The sequence below is a fragment of the Streptomyces sp. NPDC006372 genome (assembly GCF_040612515.1).
In the GTDB taxonomy this organism is placed as follows: Bacteria; Actinomycetota; Actinomycetes; order Streptomycetales; family Streptomycetaceae; genus Streptomyces.
The window spans coordinates 33,797-54,046 of record NZ_JBEXQJ010000033.1 but is presented as its reverse complement, the minus strand read 5'-3'; the positions used below and the strand labels follow the sequence as shown (position 1 = coordinate 54,046).

Here is a 20,250-nt window from a genome sequence, read left to right as displayed (position 1 = left end):
CCACCCATTCGGCAAGGTCCGTGAGACAAGGTTGTGACGACGGGAGCACATCCCCACAAGCGGAATGCAAAATTCCGGAGAGTGATGTCCGTACGCCCGAACGGATGGTGGAGGAAAACGCCTGGTCAGAAAGGCGTCGCGGCCGAGCCCGGAAGAATCGGGGGCTCGGCCGCGAAATCGATGTAGGACACACCTCGGTACGAGGAGATCTCACACAGATGATGGATCACCGCTGGGCCGAATGATCCATACGCCGTTGATCACGTATTCGATCAAGCGGCACTGACGCTCAGGCAGCACTCACACTCAGGCCAGGGCGACGAGATCCGCGTAGTCGGCGCCCCACAGGTCCTCGACGCCGTCCGGCAGCAGGATGATCCGCTCCGGCTGCAGGGCCTCGACCGCGCCCTCGTCGTGGGTGACGAGGACGACCGCGCCCTTGTAGGTGCGCAGCGCGCCGAGGATCTCCTCGCGGCTGGCCGGATCGAGGTTGTTGGTCGGCTCGTCGAGCAGCAGCACGTTCGCCGAGGACACCACGAGCGTGGCGAGGGCCAGGCGGGTCTTCTCGCCGCCGGAGAGGACGCCGGCGGGCTTGTCGACGTCGTCGCCGGAGAACAGGAACGAGCCGAGCGTCTTGCGGACCTCCACCAGGTCCAGGTCGGGGGCGGCGGAGCGCATGTTCTCCAGGACCGTGCGCTCCGGGTCGAGGGTCTCGTGCTCCTGCGCGTAGTAGCCGAGCTTGAGGCCGTGGCCCTGGATGACCTTGCCGGTGTCGGGCTCCTCCGCCCCGCCGAGGAGGCGGAGCAGGGTCGTCTTGCCGGCGCCGTTGAGGCCGAGGATGACGACGCGCGAACCCTTGTCGATGGCCAGGTCGACGTCGGTGAAGATCTCCAGCGAGCCGTAGGACTTCGACAGGCCCTCGGCCATCAGCGGGGTCTTGCCGCACGGGGAGGGCTCGGGGAAGCGCAGCTTGGCGACCTTGTCGGACTTCCGCTCGGCCTCCAGGCCGGCCAGCAGCTTGTCGGCCCGGCGGGCCATGTTCTGCGCGGCGACGGTCTTGGTGGCCTTGGCCCGCATCTTGTCGGCCTGTGAGTGCAGCGCGGAGGCCTTCTTCTCGGCGTTCTGCCGCTCACGCTTGCGGCGCTTCTCGTCGGCCTCGCGCTGCTGCTGGTAGAGCTTCCAGCCCATGTTGTAGATGTCGATCTGGGCGCGGTTGGCGTCCAGGTAGAACACCTTGTTCACGACCGTCTCGACGAGGTCGACGTCGTGGGAGATCACGATGAAGCCGCCGCGGTAGGTCTTGAGGTAGTCCCGCAGCCAGATGATCGAGTCGGCGTCGAGGTGGTTCGTGGGCTCGTCGAGCAGCAGGGTGTCCGCGTCCGAGAACAGGATGCGGGCCAGCTCGATACGGCGGCGCTGACCGCCGGAGAGCGTGTGCAGGGGCTGGCCGAGCACCCGGTCGGGCAGGTTCAGGGCGGCGGCGATGGTGGCGGCCTCGGCCTCGGCGGCGTACCCGCCCTTGGTGAGGAACTCCGTCTCCTGGCGCTCGTACTGCTTGAGGGCCTTCTCGCGGGTGCCGCCCTTGCCGGTCGCGATGCGCTGCTCGTTCTCGCGCATCTTGCGGATCAGTACGTCCAGGCCGCGCGCGGAGAGGATGCGGTCGCGGGCGAGGACGTCGAGGTCGCCGGTGCGCGGGTCCTGCGGGAGGTAGCCGACCTCGCCGGAGCGGGTGATGGCGCCGCCGGCGGGCATGCCCTCGCCCGCCAGGCACTTGGTCAGGGTGGTCTTCCCCGCGCCGTTGCGGCCGACCAGGCCGATGCGGTCGCCCTTGGCGATACGGAAAGAGGCGTTTTCGATGAGGACGCGGGCACCGGCGCGCAGCTCGATACCGGAGGCGGAGATCACGGACAGACTCCAGGGCGGATACGGGGGCGGGATGGACGGCTGAAGGACGTTCCCGCCGTCTAATGCGCGAGGAGAATGGCCATGGGGGACAGTCTAACGGGGGCGTGCAACCACTTTCCCTGGATCCTGGTGCGGTTCTGGTCACGGCGGCCCGGGGGTCGTTGTCAGTGGCCGGTGGAAGACTGAGCAGCGGGCCGGATTCCGCGGCCTCCCGGGGAGCGAGACACGAGGAAGTGATCGCCATGGCAGGCACGTCCGGCGGACGTCCGAGCATTTACCCGACGCTGCTGTACGCGGACGCGAAGGCGGCGATCCGGCAGCTCACGGAGGCCTTCGGGTTCACGGAGCTGTCGGTGTACGAGGGCGAGGACGGCTCGGTGCTGCACGCCGAGCTGGCGCAGGGCAACGGCGCGGTCATGGTCGGCACCAAGGGCCGCGGCGGCGTGTTCGACGCGGCCATGAAGGGCACGGGCAGCGCGGGGGTCTACGTCGTGGTGGACGACGTGGACGCGCACCACCGCCGCGCCGTCGACCACGGTGCGGAGGTCCTGATGCCCCCGACGGACCAGGACTACGGCTCGCGGGACTACATGGCCCGGGACCTCGAGGGCAACGTGTGGAGCTTCGGGACGTACGCGCCCGAGATGGCGGCCTGACGGCCCTGGGCCGGCCGGCCCAGGGCTAGCTGCCGCCGGTGTGCACCTGGAAGGCGGCGCGGCGGACGGCCTTGGCCAGGGCCGGGTCGGGGTGGGCCGCCGCGAGGGCCACCAGGACCTGCACGGTGCGCGGGTGACCCACGGCACGTACCTCGTCGAGGAGCATCGGGATGGTCGGCTGCACCGCGGACTCCAGGTGGCGGACGAGCAGCGGGGCCTCACCGTGGTCGGCGACGGCGGCGGCGGTGTCCACCCACAGCCAGGTCGCCTCCTCCCGGGTGAGGACCTCGTGGGCGTCCTCCGGGTCGGCCCCGTCGTGCTCGGCCAGCCACAGCAGCGCGTAGGGCCGGAGCGTCGGCTCGTCCAGCACGGCGTGGACGTCCGGCTCGGCGGGGGCGCCGACCACGCGCAGCGCCTCGAAGGCGAGGCCGCGCAGCAGGGCGTCCTCGCCGCGGGCGGCGCCGAGGAGTTCGGTGACGGCGCTGCCGACGGGGCGGGCGGCGAGCCAGGCGCGGTACTCGGCGCGGGCCGCGTTCGGGCGCAGCTGGGCGCAGCCGCGGAGCATGTCCTCGGCGCCCTGCTCGATGTTCCCGGCGGGGCTCTGCGCGGCGACGCAGATCTGCTCCAGCTTGACCCAGACGGCCCAGCTGCCGAGCGGGGTGAGCGTGGCCTGGCCGTCGCCGTAGGTGAGGGCGCCGACGGAGGCGAGGGCGCGCAGGGCCCAGTCGAGGAGCGGGGCGAGCGGGGCGTCGGTGGGCTCCGGTTCGGCCACCGTCTCGGGCTGCGGGCCGTAGGGGATCTCGCAGCGTGCGGTGCGCAGTTCGGTGACGCGCTGCTCCAGGAGGTCGAGGAGCTGCTCCACGGGGACGGGGCCGGCGGAGAGCTGGAGGAAGGAGAGCGCTTGCGGCATGGCCGAGACGACCTCGGCGACGGCGGCGGGCTCGTGGTCCTCGGGTTCCGGGTAGGCCAGCGACCAGGCGTCGAAGAGGGCGACCCAGCCGCGCAGGACGGCGCTGTCGTCGCGGTCCCAGGCGCGCAGCCGCCAGCCGGGGCGGGCGCTGTCGCCGTGTACTTCGACCAGGCCGGCGAGACGGGCGGTGTCCCAGTCGGCTCTGACCTGAGCCGGGGTCAGGCCCAGCTCGTCGGCGGCCCGTTCGGCGGTCGCGCCGGAGAGGGTGGCCTTGCCGTCGGCGGTGGCGCTGTCCCGGCCGGGGCCGAGCGCGGCGTCGGCCCAGCGGGCGACGCGGGCCGCGGCGGCCAGACCTGAGCGTGCCATTCTGGCCAGTTCCGCCGGTGCCGGGGTGCCCTCCGGGGGGCGCGGGGCGGGTCGGCGCGAGGGCCGCTGGTTCATCGCTCTGGGGGCGGCGGCCAGGGGTCGGGGGCGGACGAGTCGAAGCCTGGAGTCGCGCGGGATACGGGACGTCACGGGGGCAGTCTTCCGGTTGACGGTCCGAAAACCCAAACGGAATGTCACGGCGGGCGACGGGGATGGCCAATGCACCGGGTCCCGGGGGCGGTCGAGAGCCATGAACAAGCCAGTGGTCCGACGCTAAACGGAATCATCGCGACCGGTCGTCGACGGGTGGGGAGCGGCATGGTTGCCACGGGATGGAGGGGGCCTGAACAGGAGGTGCGTCCGGGGGGTCGCGCGGGCGATGTCACATGAGCGGCACCAGGAAGCGGCGCAGCGCCTCCTCGTAGGCCGGCGGGTCGGCGTTCCACATCGCTCCGTGGGGGGCTCCGGCGACGCGGTGGAGGGCGACCATGTCCGGGCGGTTGTCGGCGAGCTGACGGGAGAGCCGCCAGGGTGCCACCTTGTCGTCCGGTCCGTGGAGGACGAGCGCCGGGACGCGGAGCCCCGCTGCAGCAGGTGCGGCCGCGTCGCGGTCGCCGTACCGGCCGGTGCGGCCCTGCGCGGCGCGGACCGCCAGCGGCAGCAGCGCGCCCGGGGTGTGGCGGGCGGCGGCGAGGGCGCGCAGGGTGGTCTCCCAGCTGAGCACGGGCGAGTCGAGGACGAGCCCGGAGACCCGGTCGCGCAGTTCCGACCGCGCGGCGGCACGCAGGGCCATGGTGGCGCCGGTGGACCAGCCGAGCAGGACGACCTGCCGGGCGCCGTACCGCACGGCGTAGCGGATCGCCGCGTCGAGGTCGCGCCACTCGGTCTCGCCGAGGTGGTTCAGGCCGTCGGGCGGGCGGGGCGCGCCGAGGTCGCCGCGGTAGGCGAGGGCGAGCACCGGGACGTGACTGCGGTGCAGGAACCCCATGACGTTCATGGCGAGTTCCCGGGTGGTGCCCAGGCCGTGGACGGCGATCACCCAGGTGTCCCGGGCGCCGGGCACGAACCACGCGGGCAGGGCACCGAGTTCGCCCGGGACGTCGACGTCGGCGTGCTCGATGCCGAGGGCGGCGCTCGGGTCGCCGACGTACAGGTTCGGGGTGAGCCATGCCTTGTCGCCGGGCTTGAGGGTGCCGTGCGTGATCCGCTCCAGGCGGCGGACGACGGTGTCGGCGGTGCCGGGGGCGTCGGTCAGTACGGGCCCGACGACCGCATGGGAGCCGTCGCCGGAGAGGCCGTAGCGGCCGGGGCGCAGGGCGGCGAGATCCCGGGTGAGGCTGATCCGCCCCGGCGCCGTGCCGTGCACGGTCAGCCGGGGTTCGGTGGGCAGCGGCCTGCCCGGGGGCGCCTTGAGCGCGGCGTCGCTGGCCAAGCGGCCGGCGGCCACGGCGGCGGCGCCGGCTCCGATCACAGCGGTGACGGCGGCGGCAGTCGCTTTGACAGTGCGCATCCCTCCAGTGTCCAGACGGACAGGTGGGGCGACCAGTGGGCGGGGGCGGCGGGGTGAGGCCGGGGGCGCCCGGGTGGCGCCCCCGGCCGGAAGGGTCAGCGGCGCTGGCCGTACCCGCTGAGCCGTTCCGCCACCTCCGCCAGCTGCTCGCCGGACAGCAGGCTCGGGGAAAGGCCCGGCACCGACGCGGCGGTCAGCCACAGCCGGCACATCCATTCCAGCTGGGCGGTGCGGTCGTAGGCCTGGTCCAGGGACGTGCCGTAGGTGATCGTGCCGTGGTTCTGGAGGAGGCAGCCGGAGCGGTCCGCGAGGGCGCGCAGCATGTTCTCGGCCAACTCGTCGGTGCCGTAGGTGGCGTACGGGGCGACCCGGACGGGACCGCCGAGCGCGGCGGCCATGTAGTGGATCAGCGGGAGCTCGCGCACGAGCGTCGAGACGGCCGTGGCGTGCACGGCGTGGGTGTGGACGACGGCCCGGGCGTCGGTCGTGCCGTAGACCGCGAGGTGCATGGGCAGTTCGCTGGTGGGGACGAGCGCGCCGAGGACCTGCCGGCCGTCGAGGTCGACGCCGGTGACGTCGTCCGGTTCCAGCCGGTCGTAGGGGACGCCCGAGGGAGTGACCAGGACCGTGTCCCCGACCCGCACCGAGACGTTGCCGGACGTGCCGACGACCAGCCCCTCGGAGACCGTCCGGCGGGCCGTCGCGACGAGGTCCTCCCAGGCACGTGCCTCTTCGGGGCGCACACCCCTCCGCCCCGGCTCCCCCGCATCGGGTGCGCCGTCCCGGACGCTCCCTGTGTCCCGCTCGTCGCCTCGCCGCTCAGCCATGCGCCGATCCTGCCAGGCGGGGCCGCGACCTGCCGCCGAGTGGGGCAGTTCAGGCCGGAAACCGTTGGGCCGGAGATCTTCGGGCACATGGGCGATCACAGCCCCTCCGACGGGTCACTCGATCGGTTGAAACACTGAGCGCGGGGCGTCCAGTCGGCGGGGGTGCGGGGAGCCTGTCAGCAGGGCGGAACGGCAACCCTCGTTTGTGGACACTCCTGCGCCCCTCCCAGTTCATCTTCCGTTCACTCGGGTTACCTACGTTCGTCCGGCCAACGACCTCGAACGATTGCCTGGGTAAATGGAAAGCTTCTCGCTGATCCTCGCGATTGTGGTGGTAACCGCACTCGCGTTCGATTTCACGAACGGTTTCCACGACACCGCGAACGCGATGGCCACGACCATTTCCACGGGCGCCATGAGACCGAAGGTCGCGGTGGCCATGTCCGCGGTCCTGAACCTGGTCGGCGCCTTCCTGTCCGTCGAAGTCGCCAACACGATCTCCAAAGGCCTCGTCGACGAGGCCGGTATCCGTCCCGAGGTCATCTTCGCCGCCCTGGTCGGCGCGATCCTCTGGAACCTGCTGACCTGGCTGGTCGGTCTGCCGTCCAGCTCCTCGCACGCCCTGATGGGCGGCCTGATCGGCGCCACGATCGCCTCGGCGGGCGTCGGAGCGGTGCACGGTGACGTCCTGGTCACCAAGGTGCTGATCCCGGCGATCGCCGCGCCGCTGGTCGCGGGCATCGCGGCGATGTTCGCCACCCGGCTGACGTACTCCCTCGGGAAGAAGGCCGACGGCAAGGCGTCCAAGAAGGGCTACCGGGCCGGCCAGATCGCCTCGGCGGGCCTGGTCTCCCTGGCCCACGGCACCAACGACGCCCAGAAGACGATGGGTGTCATCACCCTCGCCCTGGTCGCCGGCGGCGCCGTCGCCCCCGACTCCGACCCGCCCATGTGGGTCATCCTCTCGGCGGGTCTCGCCATCGCGCTCGGCACCTACCTCGGTGGCTGGCGCATCATCCGCACCATGGGCAAGGGCCTGACCGACCTCCAGCCGCAGCAGGGCTTCGCCGCCCAGACCAGCGCGGCGACGGTCATCCTGGCCTCCTCCCACCTCGGCTTCTCCCTCTCCACCACCCACTCCGTGTCCGGCTCGGTGATGGGCGCGGGCCTCGGCCGCAAGGGCGGTGTCGTCCGCTGGTCGACGGCGACGCGGATGTTCGTCGCCTGGGCTCTGACCCTGCCGGCGGCAGCCCTGGTGGGCGCGCTCGCCGAGTACGTCACCGGCTTCGGCGACTGGGGCACGGCGGTGGTGGCCGTCTTCCTCGTCGCCTCCAGCGCGGTGATCTGGAAGCTGTCCCGGCGTGAGGTCATCGACCACACCAACGTCATCGACCCCGAGGAGACGGAGCCGGCCGGTGTGGTGACCACGGCGATGGCCGCGGTGACGCCGCCGCCGGCGGGCGGCACGGCCTCGGAGGAGCCGCTGCCCACGTTCCCGGCCCAGGCGGAGGCCGAACGGGAACCCGCCGCCCCGACCACCACGTCCACCCCGGTCTGACCCCGCCCACGCGGTTACAAGGAGAACCTCTGCCATGAAGATCGACTGGGCGGCCCTCGGCTCCGTCTTCGGTGTCAGCCTCGTGGTCACCGTGGCCCTGGTGGGCCTGTTCACCCTGGGCATCACCGGCCTGTCCCGCCACGAGCGGGCGGCCGCGCAGGGCGGTTCGGCGGGACTCGCGGTGACGGGCGCGTACGCGTGCTTCGCGGCGTGCGCGGCGGCCGTGGGGTACGGGATCTATCTGATCGTGGCCTGACCACGACTGTTCGCCGCCGGGCGGCACGGGGCTTCGGTCCTGTGCCGCCCGGTCGGCGTGTGGGGGGCGACCCGGCGTCGTACCGCACCAACCCGGTGTGGGGTTCTGCACACTCTCCCCGCGCAGGTCAACGGCAAGTTGACGGCCGTTCGCGACCGTGGTGGACTGCCGGGGCCAATACGGCGGCAGGAGAGGAAGCCGGTGGAAGTCCGGCGCGGTCCCGCCACTGTCACCGGGGTGGTGAACCCCGGGAGCCAGGAACTCTCACCGCCGGTCTCGTCGAACCAGGGCGTGGACACCCTGAGTGAGGACATATCGCCATGCGCGGCTGCCGATCGAGGTCGATCACCCCGCCCCTGACCGCTCCTGTGGCCGGCTGAGCCCATGGGTGCCGGTCGCGTTTTCGCGTACGGCGCCGCCGCCGGTCTGATCGGTGACCTGCTGCTCGGCGATCCTCGCCGGGGGCATCCGGTTGCCGTGTTCGGGCGGGCCGCGGGCGCCGTGGAGCGGGTGTTGTGGCGGGACCACCGGGGGTGGGGCACGCTGCACGCCGCCGTGTGCGCGGGCGGTGCCGTCGCGCTCGGGGCCGTCGCCGCACGTGCCGTCCGTCCCTCCTCCGCCGCCTCCGTCGCGCTGACCGGTGCCGCCACCTGGGCCGTGGTCGGGGGGACTTCGCTCGCGCGGGAGGCGCAGGCCGTCGGGCGGGCCCTGGAGGCGGGGGACGTCGAAGCGGCCCGTGCGCGGCTTCCGCACCTGTGCGGCCGGGACCCGCAGGCGCTCGACGCCGCCGGGATCGCCCGCGCCGTGGTCGAGTCCGTCGCCGAGAACACCTCCGACGCGGTCGTGGGGGCGCTCGTGTGGGGAGCCGTCGGTGGCGTGCCGGGGCTGCTCGGGTTCCGTGCCGTCAACACCCTGGACGCCATGGTCGGGCACAAGTCCGCCCGGTACCGGCGGTACGGGTGGGCCTCCGCCCGGCTGGACGACCTCGCGGGGTGGCCGGGGGCCCGGCTCACCGCCGTGCTCGCGGCGCTGGCCGGACCGGATCCGCGCGGGGCCGTACGCGCCTGGCGGGCGGACGCGGCGCAGCATCCGAGTCCCAACGCCGGTCCCGTGGAGGCCTCTTTCGCCGGGGCGCTCGGGGTGCGGCTGGGCGGGACGCTCTCGTACGGCGGGCGGGTGGAGCACCGGCCCGTGCTGAACACAAAAGGGCGTGCCGTCGTCACGGACGACGTCGCGCGGGCGGTGCGGCTGTCGCGGCGCGTCACCTGGCTCGCGCTAGGGGTGTGCGCCGGCGCGCGGTTGCTGAAGAGGGGGCAGTGAGTATGAGCGGTGGGCTTCTTGTCGCCGGTACGACCTCCGACGCGGGCAAGAGCGTCGTCACGGCCGGGATCTGCCGGTGGCTGGTCCGGCAGGGCGTGAAGGTCGCGCCCTTCAAGGCGCAGAACATGTCCCTCAACTCCTTCGTGACGAAGGAGGGCGCCGAGATCGGGCGGGCGCAGGCCATGCAGGCACAGGCCTGCCGCGTCGAGCCGACCGCGCTGATGAACCCCGTGCTGCTCAAGCCCGGTGGCGAGCGGAGCAGCCAGGTCGTGCTGATGGGCAAGCCGGTGGGCGAGTTGAGCGCGCGCGGCTACCACGGCGGACGTCAGCAGAAACTGCTCGGGACCGTTCTCGACTGTCTCGCCGAGTTGCGGGGCACGTATGACGCGGTGATCTGTGAGGGGGCCGGTTCTCCCGCCGAGATCAATCTGCGGCGGACGGACATCGTCAACATGGGGATCGCGCGGGGCGCGCGGCTGCCCGTGCTCGTCGTCGGCGACATCGACCGGGGCGGTGTCTTCGCCTCGTTCTTCGGGACCGTCGCCCTGCTCTCGCCCGAGGACCAGGAGCTCGTCGCCGGGTTCCTCGTCAACAAGTTCCGCGGGGACGTGAGTCTGCTGGAGCCCGGTCTGGACATGCTGCACGGTCTCACCGGACGGCACACCTACGGCGTCCTGCCCTTCCGGCACGGGCTCGGCATCGACGAGGAGGACGGGCTTCGCGTCTCCCTGCGCGGGACGGTGCGCGAGTCGGCCGTCGCCCCGCCCGTCGGGGAGGACGTCCTGCGGATCGCGGTGTGCGCCGTCCCCCTCATGTCCAACTTCACCGACGTGGACGCCCTGGCCGCCGAACCGGGTGTGGTGGTGCGGTTCGTGGACCGGCCGGAGGAGCTCGCCGACGCCGATCTCGTCGTCGTCCCGGGCACCCGGGGAACGGTCCGCGCGCTGGAATGGCTGCGTGAGCGGGGGCTCGCCGAGGCGCTGCGGCGCAGGGTCGCCGAGGGGCGGCCCGTCCTCGGCATCTGCGGCGGCTTCCAGGTGCTCGGTGAGCACATCGAGGACGAGGTCGAGAGCCGGAAAGGGAGCGTGGACGGGCTCGGTGTCCTTCCCGTCCGCGTGCGGTTCGCCCCGGAGAAGACCCTCACCCGGCCGGTCGGGGAGGCCCTCGGCGAGCGCGTCGAGGGGTACGAGATCCATCACGGGATCGCCACCGTGGAAGGGGGCGAACCCTTCCTGGACGGCTGCCGGGTCGGCCAGACCTGGGGTACGCACTGGCACGGCTCACTGGAGTCCGACGGGTTCCGGCGGGCCTTCCTGCGCGAGGTGGCGGCCGCCGCCGGCCGCCGTTTCGTGCCGGCGCCCGACACGTCGTTCGCCGCGCTGCGCGAGGAACAGCTCGACCGGCTCGGCGACCTGATCGAACAGCACGCGGACACGGACGCGCTGTGGCGGCTCATCGAGTCGGGTGCGCCGCGAGGTCTGCCCTTCATCCCCCCGGGAGCGCCCGCATGAGCACCGTGTTGTTGCTGTCGACCGCCGACACGGACCTGCTGGCGGCCCGGGCCGCCTCCGGCGCCTCGTACCGGATCGGCAACCCGACCCGTGTGGACGCCCGGGAGGACCTTCCGGCCCTGCTGGAGGGCGCCGACATCGCCGTCGTACGGCTGCTCGGCGGCAAGCGGGCCTGGGAGGAGGGGCTCGCCGCGCTGAAGGCGTCCGGCACCCCGACCGTGCTGCTCGGCGGTGAGGCCGTGCCCGACGCGGAGCTGATGGCCGAGTCGTCCGTGCCGGCCGGTGTCGTCGCGGAGGCGCTGAAGTACCTCGTCGAGGGCGGGCCCGCCAACCTCACCGAGCTGGCCCGGTTCCTGTCCGACACCGTGCTGCTGACCGGCGAGGGCTTCGCCGCGCCGCAGCGGATGCCCGAGTACGGCGTCCGGGGCGAGCGTCCGCGCAACCAGGGCCGGCCGACCGTCGGCGTGCTCTTCTACCGGGCGCACGAGCTGAGCGGCAACACCGCGTTCGTGGACACCCTGTGCGACGCGATCGAGGCGCGGGGGGCCGACGCACTGCCGGTCTACTGCGGTTCGCTGCGCGGGGCCGACGAGGGGCTGTACGAGATCCTCGGGCAGGCCGACGCCCTGGTGGCCACCGTCCTCGCGGCCGGCGGCGCCCACGCCTCGCAGGCCTCGGCGGGCGGCGACGAGGAGGCCTGGGACGTCGGCGCCCTCGCCGAGCTGGACGTCCCCGTGCTGCAGGGGCTGTGCCTGACGACCTCGCGGCAGGCCTGGGAGGCCTCCGACGCCGCCCTCTCCCCCATGGACGCCGCGATGCAGGTGGCCATCCCGGAGTTCGACGGACGGCTGATCACCGTGCCGTTCTCCTTCAAGGAACAGGGCGCGGACGACGTGCCCGTGTACGTCGCCGACCCGGAGCGGGCCGCGCGGGTCGCGGGGATCGCCGTACGGCACGCGGAGTTGAAGCACAAGGCGAACGCCGACAAGAAGCTCGCGCTCGTCTTCACCGCCTACCCGACCAAGCACTCGCGGGTCGGCAACGCGGTCGGCCTGGACACCCCGGCCTCGGCGGTGCGGGTGCTGGACGCCCTCAGGGACGCCGGGTACACCGTCGAGGGACACCCCGACAACGGCGACGAGCTGATCCACCGGCTCATCGCGGCCGGCGGTCACGACGTGGAGTGGCTGACCGAGGAGCAGCTGTCCGCCGCGCCGGCACGGGTGCCGCTCGCGGACTACCGGGCCTGGTTCGAGACGCTCGACCCGGGGCTGAAGGACGCCATGACCGAGGCGTGGGGCGAGCCGCCGGGCAGCCTGTACGTGGACGGCGACGACATCGTGCTGGCGTCGCTGCGGTTCGGGAACGTCGTGGTGATGATCCAGCCGCCGCGCGGTTTCGGCGAGAACCCGATCGCGATCTACCACGACCCGGACATGCCGCCGTCGCACCACTACCTGGCCGCGTACCGCTGGCTGGAGAACAGTTTCGGCGCGGACGCGATCGTGCACATGGGCAAGCACGGCACGATGGAGTGGCTGCCCGGCAATGGCCTCGGGCTCAGCGGTGGCTGCGCCCCGGACGCCGTCCTCGGGGACCTGCCCCTGATCTACCCGTTCATCGTCAACGATCCCGGTGAGGGCACCCAGGCCAAGCGGCGCGGGCACGCGACCGTCGTCGACCACCTCGTGCCTCCCATGGCCCGCGCCGACACCTACGGCGACCTGGCCAAGCTGGAGCAGCTCCTCGACGAGTACGCGCTCGTCTCCGACCTGGACCCGGCGAAGGCCCCGGCCGTGCGCGCGCAGATCTGGACGCTGGTCAAGGCGGCCGAGCTCCATCACGACCTGCACGTCGACGAGCAGCCGGACGACGACGCGTTCGACGAGTTCGTCATGCACATCGACGGCTATCTGTGCGAGATCAAGGACGTGCAGATCCGTGACGGCCTGCACGTCCTGGGCGGCGGTCCGGTCGGCGAGCCGCGCGTCAACCTGGTGCTGGCCGTGCTCCGTGCCTCGCAGGTGTGGGGCGGGCAGGCGAACGCGCTGCCCGGGCTCAGGGCGTCGCTCGCGGAGCACTTCGGGCTGGTGGAGAAGGAGTTGCTGGCCGAGCCGGGCGCTGCGGTGAAGGTGCCGGTGGAGCTGACGGACCTGGTGCCGGGCCCGTCGCGGACCGCGGCCGACGCGATCGACCTGCTGGAGCAGCTGTGCCGGCGGCTCGCGGAGGGTATGGAGGAACGCGGCTGGGCGGCGGCCGAGAGCCCGGGGCTGGTCCGGGAGGTGCTCGGCACCGAACTGCCCGACGCGGTGGCGGTGCTGGAGTTCGCCTGCACGGAGGTCGTGCCGCGGCTGGCCCGGACCACCGACGAGATCGGGCACATCCTGCGGGCGCTGGACGGCGGTTACGTCCCGGCGGGCCCGTCCGGTTCGCCGACCCGCGGGCTGGTCAACGTCCTGCCGACGGGCCGCAACTTCTACTCCGTCGACCCCAAGGCGATTCCGTCCCGGCTGAGCTGGGAGGTCGGGCAGGCGCTCGCGGACTCGCTGGTGCAGCGCCATCTGCGGGACACCGGCGCGTATCCGAAGTCCGTCGGGCTGACCGTGTGGGGCACCTCGGCCATGCGCACCCAGGGCGACGACATCGCCGAGATCCTGGCACTGCTGGGCTGCCGGCCGGTGTGGGACGACGCCTCGCGGCGGGTGACCGGGTTCGAGGTCATCGGCCTGGCAGAGCTGGGACGTCCGCGCATCGACGTCACGGTCCGCATCTCCGGGTTCTTCCGGGACGCGTTCCCGCACGTGGTGGGGCTGATCGACGACGCCGTCCGCAAGGTGGCCGAACTGGACGAGCCCGCCGAGTCCAACTACGTCCGGGCGCACGCCGACGAGGACACCGCCGAGCACGGCGACCGGCGCCGCGCGACCGCCCGGATCTTCGGATCCAAGCCGGGGGCGTACGGCGCCGGTCTGCTGCCGCTGATCGACGCCCGCAACTGGCGCTCCGACGCGGACCTCGCCGAGGTTTACGCGGTGTGGGGCGGCTACGCCTACGGGCGGGGGCTCGACGGCCGGGCCGCGCGCGGGGACATGGAGACGGCGTTCCGGCGGATCGCGGTCGCCGCGAAGAACGTCGACACCCGTGAGCACGACCTGGTCGACGCCGACGACTACTTCCAGTACCACGGCGGCATGGTCGCCATGGTGCGGCATCTGACGGGCGCGAGCCCCGAGGCCTACGTGGGTGACTCGGCGACCCCGGACCAGGTCAAGACCCGCACGCTGGGCGAGGAGACCCACCGCGTCTTCCGCGCCCGCGTGGTCAACCCCCGCTGGATGGCGGCCATGCGCCGGCACGGCTACAAGGGTGCCTTCGAGATGGCGGCGACGGTGGACTACCTGTTCGGGTACGACGCCACGGCCGGGGTCGTGGACGACTGGATGTACGAGAAGCTCAGCGCCGAGTACGTCTTCGACCCGGAGAACCGGGACTTCATGAAGACGTCCAACCCCTGGGCGCTGCGCGGCATCACCGAGCGGCTGCTGGAGGCCGCCGACCGCGGACTGTGGGCGGAGCCGGACCAGGAGACCCTGGAACGGCTCCGGGCGACCTACCTCGAACTCGAGGGAGATCTGGAGGGCGACGCATGAGCGCCGTGGACCACCCCCGCGTCGGCGGGGAGCAGGTTTCGACCATGGCGGGGCCGCGGTTCGGCGGCGAGACGTTCTGCCATGAATGCACCGAAGGAGTGATCAACGCGTGAGCACGCCCTATCCCTTTACCGCCCTCGTCGGACAGGACAGCCTCCGCCTGGCGCTGCTCATCAACGCGGTGAGCCCGGCGGTCGGCGGTGTGCTGGTGCGCGGTGAGAAAGGCACGGCCAAGTCGACGGCCGTGCGGGCGCTGTCCGCGCTGATGCCGCAGGTGGACGTCGTGTCCGAGTGCCGCTTCTCCTGCGACCCCGGCGCGCCCGACCCCGGCTGCCCGGACGGGCCGCACGAGCCGGGGGGGTTCGCCACCCGGCCCGCCCGGATGGTCGAACTGCCCGTCGGCGCCTCCGAGGACCGGCTCGTGGGCGCGCTGGACATCGAGCGGGCGCTCTCGGAGGGCGTCAAGGCCTTCGAGCCCGGGCTGCTCGCCGACGCGCACCGCGGGATCCTCTACGTCGACGAGGTCAACCTGCTCCACGACCACCTGGTCGACCTGCTGCTGGACGCGGCCGCGATGGGTGCCTCGTACGTCGAGCGGGAGGGTGTCTCCGTACGGCATGCCGCGCGGTTCCTGCTGGTGGGCACCATGAACCCCGAAGAGGGCGAGCTGCGGCCGCAGTTGCTCGACCGGTTCGGGCTGACCGTCGAGGTCGCGGCCTCGCGGGAGCCCGACCAGCGGGTGGAGGTCGTCAAGCGGCGGCTGGCGTACGACGCCGATCCGGCCGGGTTCGCGGCCCGGTGGGCGGACGAGGAGGCCGACGTCCGGGCGAGGATCGCGGCGGCGCGGGAGCTGCTGCCGTCCGTGCGGCTGGGCGACGGGGCGCTGCGGCAGATCGCGGCGACCTGCGCGGCGTTCGAAGTGGACGGCATGCGCGCCGACATCGTGATGGCGCGCACCGCGACCGCGCTGGCCGCCTGGGCCGGACGTACGGACGTGCTCGCGGAGGACGTCCGGCAGGCGGCGCTGCTCGCGCTGCCGCACCGGCGGCGCCGCAATCCCTTCGACGCGCCGGGGCTGGACGAGGACAAGCTGGACGAGACCCTGGAGGAGTTCTCCGGGGACGACGAGCCGGACCCGGACCCGGATTCGGACCCCGACCCGGGGCCGGACGGCCCCGGTGGCGGCGGTGGACAGCCGGCGCCCGACGAGGGACCTCAGGGCGGCGACACCGAGGCCCAGCCCGAGGGCGGGGAAGGCGGGCAGCCGCAGCCGCAGCCGGCGGGGGCCGGCGAGCAGTCGGCCGTGCGGGCTGCCGAACCGTTCCGGACCAAGGTGCTGAGCGTGCCCGGCCTCGGCGAGGGCGCCGCCGGGCGGCGTTCCCGGGCGCGGACCGAGCACGGGCGGACCACGGGGGCCCGGCGGCCCAAGGGCGCGCTCACCAAGCTGCACCTGGCCGCGACCGTGCAGGCCGCGGCGCCGCACCAGCGGGCGCGGGGCCGGTCCGGGCCGGGTCTCGTCGTGCGGCGGGACGACCTGCGGCAGGCCACCCGCGAGGGGCGCGAGGGCAATCTCGTGCTGTTCGTCGTGGACGCCTCCGGGTCGATGGCGGCGCGGCAGCGGATGAGTGCCGTCAAGGGGGCCGTGCTGTCGCTGCTGCTGGACGCGTACCAGCGGCGGGACAAGGTGGGGCTGGTGACCTTCCGGGGGTCGGACGCGGACGTCGCGCTGCCGCCGACGTCCTCGGTGGACGCGGCGGCGGCCCGGCTGGAGTCGCTGCCGACGGGCGGTCGTACGCCGCTGGCCGCCGGGCTGCTGCGCGCGCACGACGTGCTGCGCGTGGAGCGGCTGCGGGATCCGGCGCGACGGCCGCTGGTCGTGGTGGTGACGGACGGGCGGGCCACCGGGGGCCCGGAGCCGGTCGCCCTGGCCGGGCGCGCGGCACGGCTGTTCGCGGCCGAGGGTGTCGCGTCCGTCGTCGTGGACTGCGAGTCCGGGCCGGTCCGGCTGGGGCTCGCCGGGCAGCTCGCCGGTGAGCTGGGCGGCACCGCCGTGACGCTGGACGAGCTGCGGGCCGACTCGATCGCCGGGCTGGTCAGGGATGTGCAGGGAACTACGAGGAGGGCAGCTTAAATGCCGCAAGGACAGCCGAGTGTCGTTCCGGACGACGGTCTGACGACCCGACAGCGCCGGAACCGGCCGCTCGTCGTGGTGCACACGGGCGTCGGGAAGGGCAAGTCCACCGCCGCCTTCGGGCTCGCGCTGCGGGCCTGGAACCAGGGGTGGCCGATCGGGGTGTTCCAGTTCGTCAAGTCGGCGAAGTGGAAGGTCGGCGAGGAGAACGCGCTGAAGGTGCTCGGCGCCTCCGGTGAGGGCGGGTCCGTCGCCTGGCACAAGATGGGCGAGGGCTGGTCCTGGGTGCAGCGTGACCTCCAGGGTGACAACTCGAGCAACGAGGAGAAGGCCCGGGAGGGCTGGGAGCAGGTCAAGCGGGACCTGGCGGCGGAGACGTACCGGCTGTACGTGCTGGACGAGTTCGCCTACCCGATGCACTGGGGCTGGGTGGACACGGACGAGGTCGTGGACGTCCTGCGCAACCGGCCCGGCACCCAGCATGTGGTGATCACCGGGCGCAACGCCCCCGAGAAGCTGCTGGACTTCGCCGACCTCGTGACCGACATGTCCAAGGTGAAGCACCCCATGGACGCCGGGCAGAAGGGGCAGAGAGGCATCGAGTGGTGATGTCCGTTCCCCGACTGGTGATCGCCGCGCCCTCCTCGCGGAGCGGCAAGACCACCGTCGCCACCGGGCTGATGGCCGCGTTCGCCGCGCGGGGGCTGGCCGTGTCCCCGCACAAGGTCGGGCCGGACTACATCGACCCCGGGTACCACGCGCTCGCGACCGGGCGGGTGGGGCGGAACCTCGACGCGTACCTGTGCGGGCCGGAGCTGGTGGGGCCGTTGTTCCTGCACGGGGCGCGAGGGTGTGACATCGCCGTCGTCGAGGGCGTGATGGGGATGTACGACGGGGCCGCCGGGGAGGGTGAGCTGGCGTCCACGGCTCATGTCGCGAAGTTGCTGCGGGCGCCGGTGGTGCTGGTCGTCGACGCGGCGTCGCAGTCGCGGTCGGTGGCGGCGTTGGTGCACGGGTTCGTCTCCTTCGACCCGGAGGTACGGGTCGGGGGCGTGATCCTGAACAAGGTCGCCTCTGACCGGCACGAGGCGTTGCTGCGGGAGGCCCTGGAGCAGGTCGGGGTGCCGGTGCTGGGGGTGTTGCGGCGGGCTCCGCAGGTGGACACGCCGTCCCGGCATCTGGGGTTGGTGCCTGTCGCCGAGCGGCGCGGGGAGGCCGTGGAGGCTGTTGCGGCGATGGCCGCGCAGGTGTCTGCCGGGTGTGACCTCGAGGCGTTGGCGGGGCTGGCGCGGAGTGCCGGTGCGTTGTCGTGTGCGGCTTGGGATGCGGCTGAGGTGGTGTCCTCGCCCACCCACCACGCGACACGGTCGGCTGAAGGCTCCACGCCGAGAGTCGCTGTCGCCGGTGGGTCAGCGTTCACCTTCTCCTACGCCGAGCACGCCGAACTGCTCGCCGCCGCCGGGGCGGAGGTCGTGCCCTTCGATCCCCTGCGGGACGAGGACCTGCCCGAAGGGACGAGCGGGTTGGTGATCGGGGGCGGTTTCCCCGAGGTGTACGCCGCCGAGCTGTCGGCCAACGAACCGCTGCGCAAGGCCGTCGCCGTCCTGGCGGAGAGCGGTGCTCCCGTCGCCGCCGAGTGTGCGGGGCTGCTGTATCTGTGCCGGGAGCTGGACGGGCTGCCGATGTGCGGGGTGCTGGACGCCGGGGCGCGGATGACCGAGCGGCTGACCCTGGGCTACCGGGACGCCGTCGCCGTCGGCGACAGTGTGCTCGCGGCGGCGGGGACGCGGCTGCGCGGGCACGAGTTCCACCGGACCGCCGTGGAGCCCGGCTCGGGGGCGGACCCCGCCTGGGGCTTCCGGACTCCGCCCCGGCGGGTCGAGGGTTTCGTACACCGCGGTGTGCACGCGAGCTATCTGCACACGCATTGGGCGGCCGAGCCCGGTGTCGCCCGTCGGTTCGTGGAGAGGTGCCGGACGTCATGAGCAGCAGGCTGGTCGGAGTCGGCGTCGGGCCCGGTGATCCGGAACTGGTGACCGTCAAGGGCGTCAACGCCCTGCGGGAGGCGGATGTCGTCGTGGTGCCCGTGTTGGCCGCCGCCGACGGAACGGACGGCGGTGAGCGCGGGCGGGCCGAGGCCACCGTGCTGCACTACGTGCCCGAGGAGAAGGTCGTCCGGGTCGTGTTCGCGCTGAACGAGCGCAGCGACCGGGCGCGGCGCGAGGCCGCCTGGGACGCGGCCGGTCAGCGGGTCGCGGCGTTGCTGCGCGGGAACGCCGCCGTCGCCTTCGCGACCATCGGGGACCCCAACGTGTACTCCACCTTCACCTATCTCGCCCAGACCCTCACCGAGCTGGTGCCGGGCACCGTCGTCGAGACGGTGCCCGGGATCACCGCCATGCAGGATCTCGCCGCCCGGTCCGGTGCCGTGCTGACCGAGGGGACCGAGCCGCTGACGCTCGTGCCCGTCACCGCGGGGGCGAGCGCGCTGAAGGAGGCACTCGCCGGGCCCGGGACCGTCGTCGCCTACAAGTTCGGCCGGCAGGCGCACGAGGTGGCCGAGGCGCTGCGGGAGACCGGGCGGCTCGACGGCGCGGTGTGGGGGTCGGCGCTGGGGCTGACGGAGGAGTCGATTCGTCCGGCGGCCGACCTCGACGGCGCTCCCCTGCCGTACCTGTCGACGCTCATCGCCCCGGCACGGCGTGACGGCGGACGGGGCGGAAAGCTCTGACCCGCCCGCCCGTCACCCGTCACCCCGCTCCCCACCGACCTGCTGCACGAGAGGACCGACCCCGTGGCCGAAGCCCCCACCGGCAAGGTGACCTTCGTCGGTGCCGGCCCCGGCGCCGCCGACCTGCTGACGTTCCGCGCCGCGCGCGCCATCGCCGAGGCCGATGTCGTGATCTGGGCGGCCAGCCTGGTCCAGGAGGAGGTCCTCCAGCACGCGCGTGAGGACGCGGAGGTCCTCGACTCGGCGTCCCTGTCCCTGGAGGACGTCGTCGCCGTGTACCGGCGGGCCCGGGCGGAGGGGCTGCGCGTCGCCCGGATCCACTCCGGTGACCCCGCCCTGTGGGGCGGCACCCAGGAGCAGCTCGACCGGTGTGCCGAGATCGGTATCGCGACCGAGGTGGTGCCCGGGGTGTCCGCCTTCTCCGCCGTCGCGGCGCTCGCCCGGCGCGAGCTGACGATTCCCGAGGTGGCGCAGTCCGTCGTGCTGACCCGGCTCGGCGGGGGCAAGACGCCCATGCCGCCCGGGGAGGAGGTGCGCGAGTTCGCCCGGCACGGCACCACCATGGCGATCTTCCTCTCCGCCGCCCGCAGCGGGCAGCTCGTGCGGGAGCTGCTGGAGGGCGGTTACCCGACGACGACCCCCGTCGTGGTCGCGTACCAGGCCACCTGGCCGGAGGAGCTGGTGGTGCGGTGCACGGTCGGCACGCTGGAGGAGACCGTCAAGGAGCACAAGCTCTGGAAGCACACCCTGTTCCTGGTCGGCCCGGCCCTCGACGCGCACGGCACGCGCTCGCGCCTCTACCACCCGGGTCACTTCCACGGCTACCGCAAGGCCGACCCGGAGGCCCGCAGGGCCCTGCGCGAACGGGGTGCCAGTACATGATCACCACTGTTCCGGTACGTGGAGCAGAACGCGTCGA

15 protein-coding genes and 1 riboswitch are annotated in these 20,250 nt (G+C 73.0%); of the genes, 11 read left to right on the top strand and 4 right to left on the bottom strand.

Annotated elements, in window-relative coordinates:
* Positions 1 to 306: 306 nt before the first annotated feature.
* Entirely contained in the window at positions 307 to 1,905 is a 1,599-nt protein-coding gene (locus ABZ016_RS34145) for an ABC-F family ATP-binding cassette domain-containing protein (RefSeq protein WP_356920581.1), read from the bottom strand.
* A 242-nt stretch (positions 1,906 to 2,147) separates the two neighbouring features.
* On the opposite strand from ABZ016_RS34145, the gene ABZ016_RS34140 reads away from it, so the two are divergent.
* Positions 2,148 to 2,561 carry a VOC family protein gene (locus tag ABZ016_RS34140; protein ID WP_356920580.1) on the top strand — a complete coding sequence of 138 codons (414 nt, stop codon included), beginning with the start codon at positions 2,148 to 2,150 and terminating at the stop codon, positions 2,559 to 2,561.
* 25 nt (positions 2,562 to 2,586) lie between these two features.
* On the opposite strand, the gene ABZ016_RS34135 is transcribed toward ABZ016_RS34140, so the two are convergent.
* The 3 genes from ABZ016_RS34135 to ABZ016_RS34125 all read right to left on the bottom strand — a co-directional run bounded on the left by ABZ016_RS34135 (position 2,587) and on the right by ABZ016_RS34125 (position 6,174).
* The gene (locus tag ABZ016_RS34135; RefSeq protein ID WP_356920579.1) at positions 2,587 to 3,987 is read right to left on the bottom strand and encodes a hypothetical protein; all 1,401 of its coding nucleotides are present in this window, start codon (positions 3,985 to 3,987) and stop codon (positions 2,587 to 2,589) included.
* A 232-nt stretch (positions 3,988 to 4,219) separates the two neighbouring features.
* Positions 4,220 to 5,347 (bottom strand): alpha/beta fold hydrolase, encoded by a 1,128-nt coding sequence (locus ABZ016_RS34130; protein WP_356920578.1) that lies wholly within the window; start codon positions 5,345 to 5,347, stop codon positions 4,220 to 4,222.
* A 95-nt stretch (positions 5,348 to 5,442) separates the two neighbouring features.
* Entirely contained in the window at positions 5,443 to 6,174 is a 732-nt protein-coding gene (locus ABZ016_RS34125; protein WP_356920577.1) for a class II aldolase/adducin family protein, read from the bottom strand.
* 298 nt (positions 6,175 to 6,472) lie between these two features.
* On the opposite strand from ABZ016_RS34125, the gene ABZ016_RS34120 reads away from it, so the two are divergent.
* The 10 genes from ABZ016_RS34120 (at position 6,473) to cobM (ending at position 20,213) form a co-directional block, all read left to right on the top strand.
* A complete protein-coding gene (locus ABZ016_RS34120; protein ID WP_356920576.1) occupies positions 6,473 to 7,732 on the top strand; it encodes an inorganic phosphate transporter in 1,260 nt (419 codons plus the stop codon).
* Positions 7,733 to 7,766: 34 nt separating this feature from the next.
* Positions 7,767 to 7,988: a hypothetical protein gene (locus ABZ016_RS34115; protein WP_356920575.1), complete on the top strand. Its 222-nt coding sequence runs from the start codon at positions 7,767 to 7,769 to the stop codon at positions 7,986 to 7,988.
* Positions 7,989 to 8,140: 152 nt separating this feature from the next.
* Positions 8,141 to 8,274, top strand: a riboswitch (cobalamin riboswitch).
* Positions 8,275 to 8,372: 98 nt separating this feature from the next.
* Positions 8,373 to 9,308 (top strand): cobalamin biosynthesis protein, encoded by a 936-nt coding sequence (locus ABZ016_RS34110; protein WP_356920574.1) that lies wholly within the window; start codon positions 8,373 to 8,375, stop codon positions 9,306 to 9,308.
* A 2-nt stretch (positions 9,309 to 9,310) separates the two neighbouring features.
* The gene (locus ABZ016_RS34105; RefSeq protein ID WP_356920573.1) at positions 9,311 to 10,819 is read left to right on the top strand and encodes a cobyric acid synthase; all 1,509 of its coding nucleotides are present in this window, start codon (positions 9,311 to 9,313) and stop codon (positions 10,817 to 10,819) included.
* Positions 10,816 to 14,469 (top strand): cobaltochelatase subunit CobN, encoded by a 3,654-nt coding sequence (gene cobN, locus ABZ016_RS34100; RefSeq protein ID WP_356920572.1) that lies wholly within the window; start codon positions 10,816 to 10,818, stop codon positions 14,467 to 14,469. The genes ABZ016_RS34105 and cobN overlap by 4 nt, the downstream gene beginning before the upstream one ends.
* Before the next feature lie 109 nt (positions 14,470 to 14,578).
* Positions 14,579 to 16,600 carry a putative cobaltochelatase gene (locus ABZ016_RS34095; RefSeq protein WP_356920571.1) on the top strand — a complete coding sequence of 674 codons (2,022 nt, stop codon included), beginning with the start codon at positions 14,579 to 14,581 and terminating at the stop codon, positions 16,598 to 16,600.
* Positions 16,601 to 17,209 (top strand): cob(I)yrinic acid a,c-diamide adenosyltransferase, encoded by a 609-nt coding sequence (cobO, locus tag ABZ016_RS34090; protein WP_356920570.1) that lies wholly within the window; start codon positions 16,601 to 16,603, stop codon positions 17,207 to 17,209.
* The gene (locus ABZ016_RS34085) at positions 17,209 to 18,585 is read left to right on the top strand and encodes a cobyrinate a,c-diamide synthase (protein WP_356920569.1); all 1,377 of its coding nucleotides are present in this window, start codon (positions 17,209 to 17,211) and stop codon (positions 18,583 to 18,585) included. The genes cobO and ABZ016_RS34085 overlap by 1 nt, the downstream gene beginning before the upstream one ends.
* A complete protein-coding gene (cobI, locus tag ABZ016_RS34080) occupies positions 18,582 to 19,331 on the top strand; it encodes a precorrin-2 C(20)-methyltransferase (RefSeq protein ID WP_356920568.1) in 750 nt (249 codons plus the stop codon). The genes ABZ016_RS34085 and cobI overlap by 4 nt, the downstream gene beginning before the upstream one ends.
* Before the next feature lie 63 nt (positions 19,332 to 19,394).
* Complete coding sequence (cobM, locus tag ABZ016_RS34075; RefSeq protein ID WP_356920567.1) at positions 19,395 to 20,213, top strand: precorrin-4 C(11)-methyltransferase; 819 nt, start codon at positions 19,395 to 19,397, stop codon at positions 20,211 to 20,213.
* Positions 20,214 to 20,250: the final 37 nt, after the last annotated feature.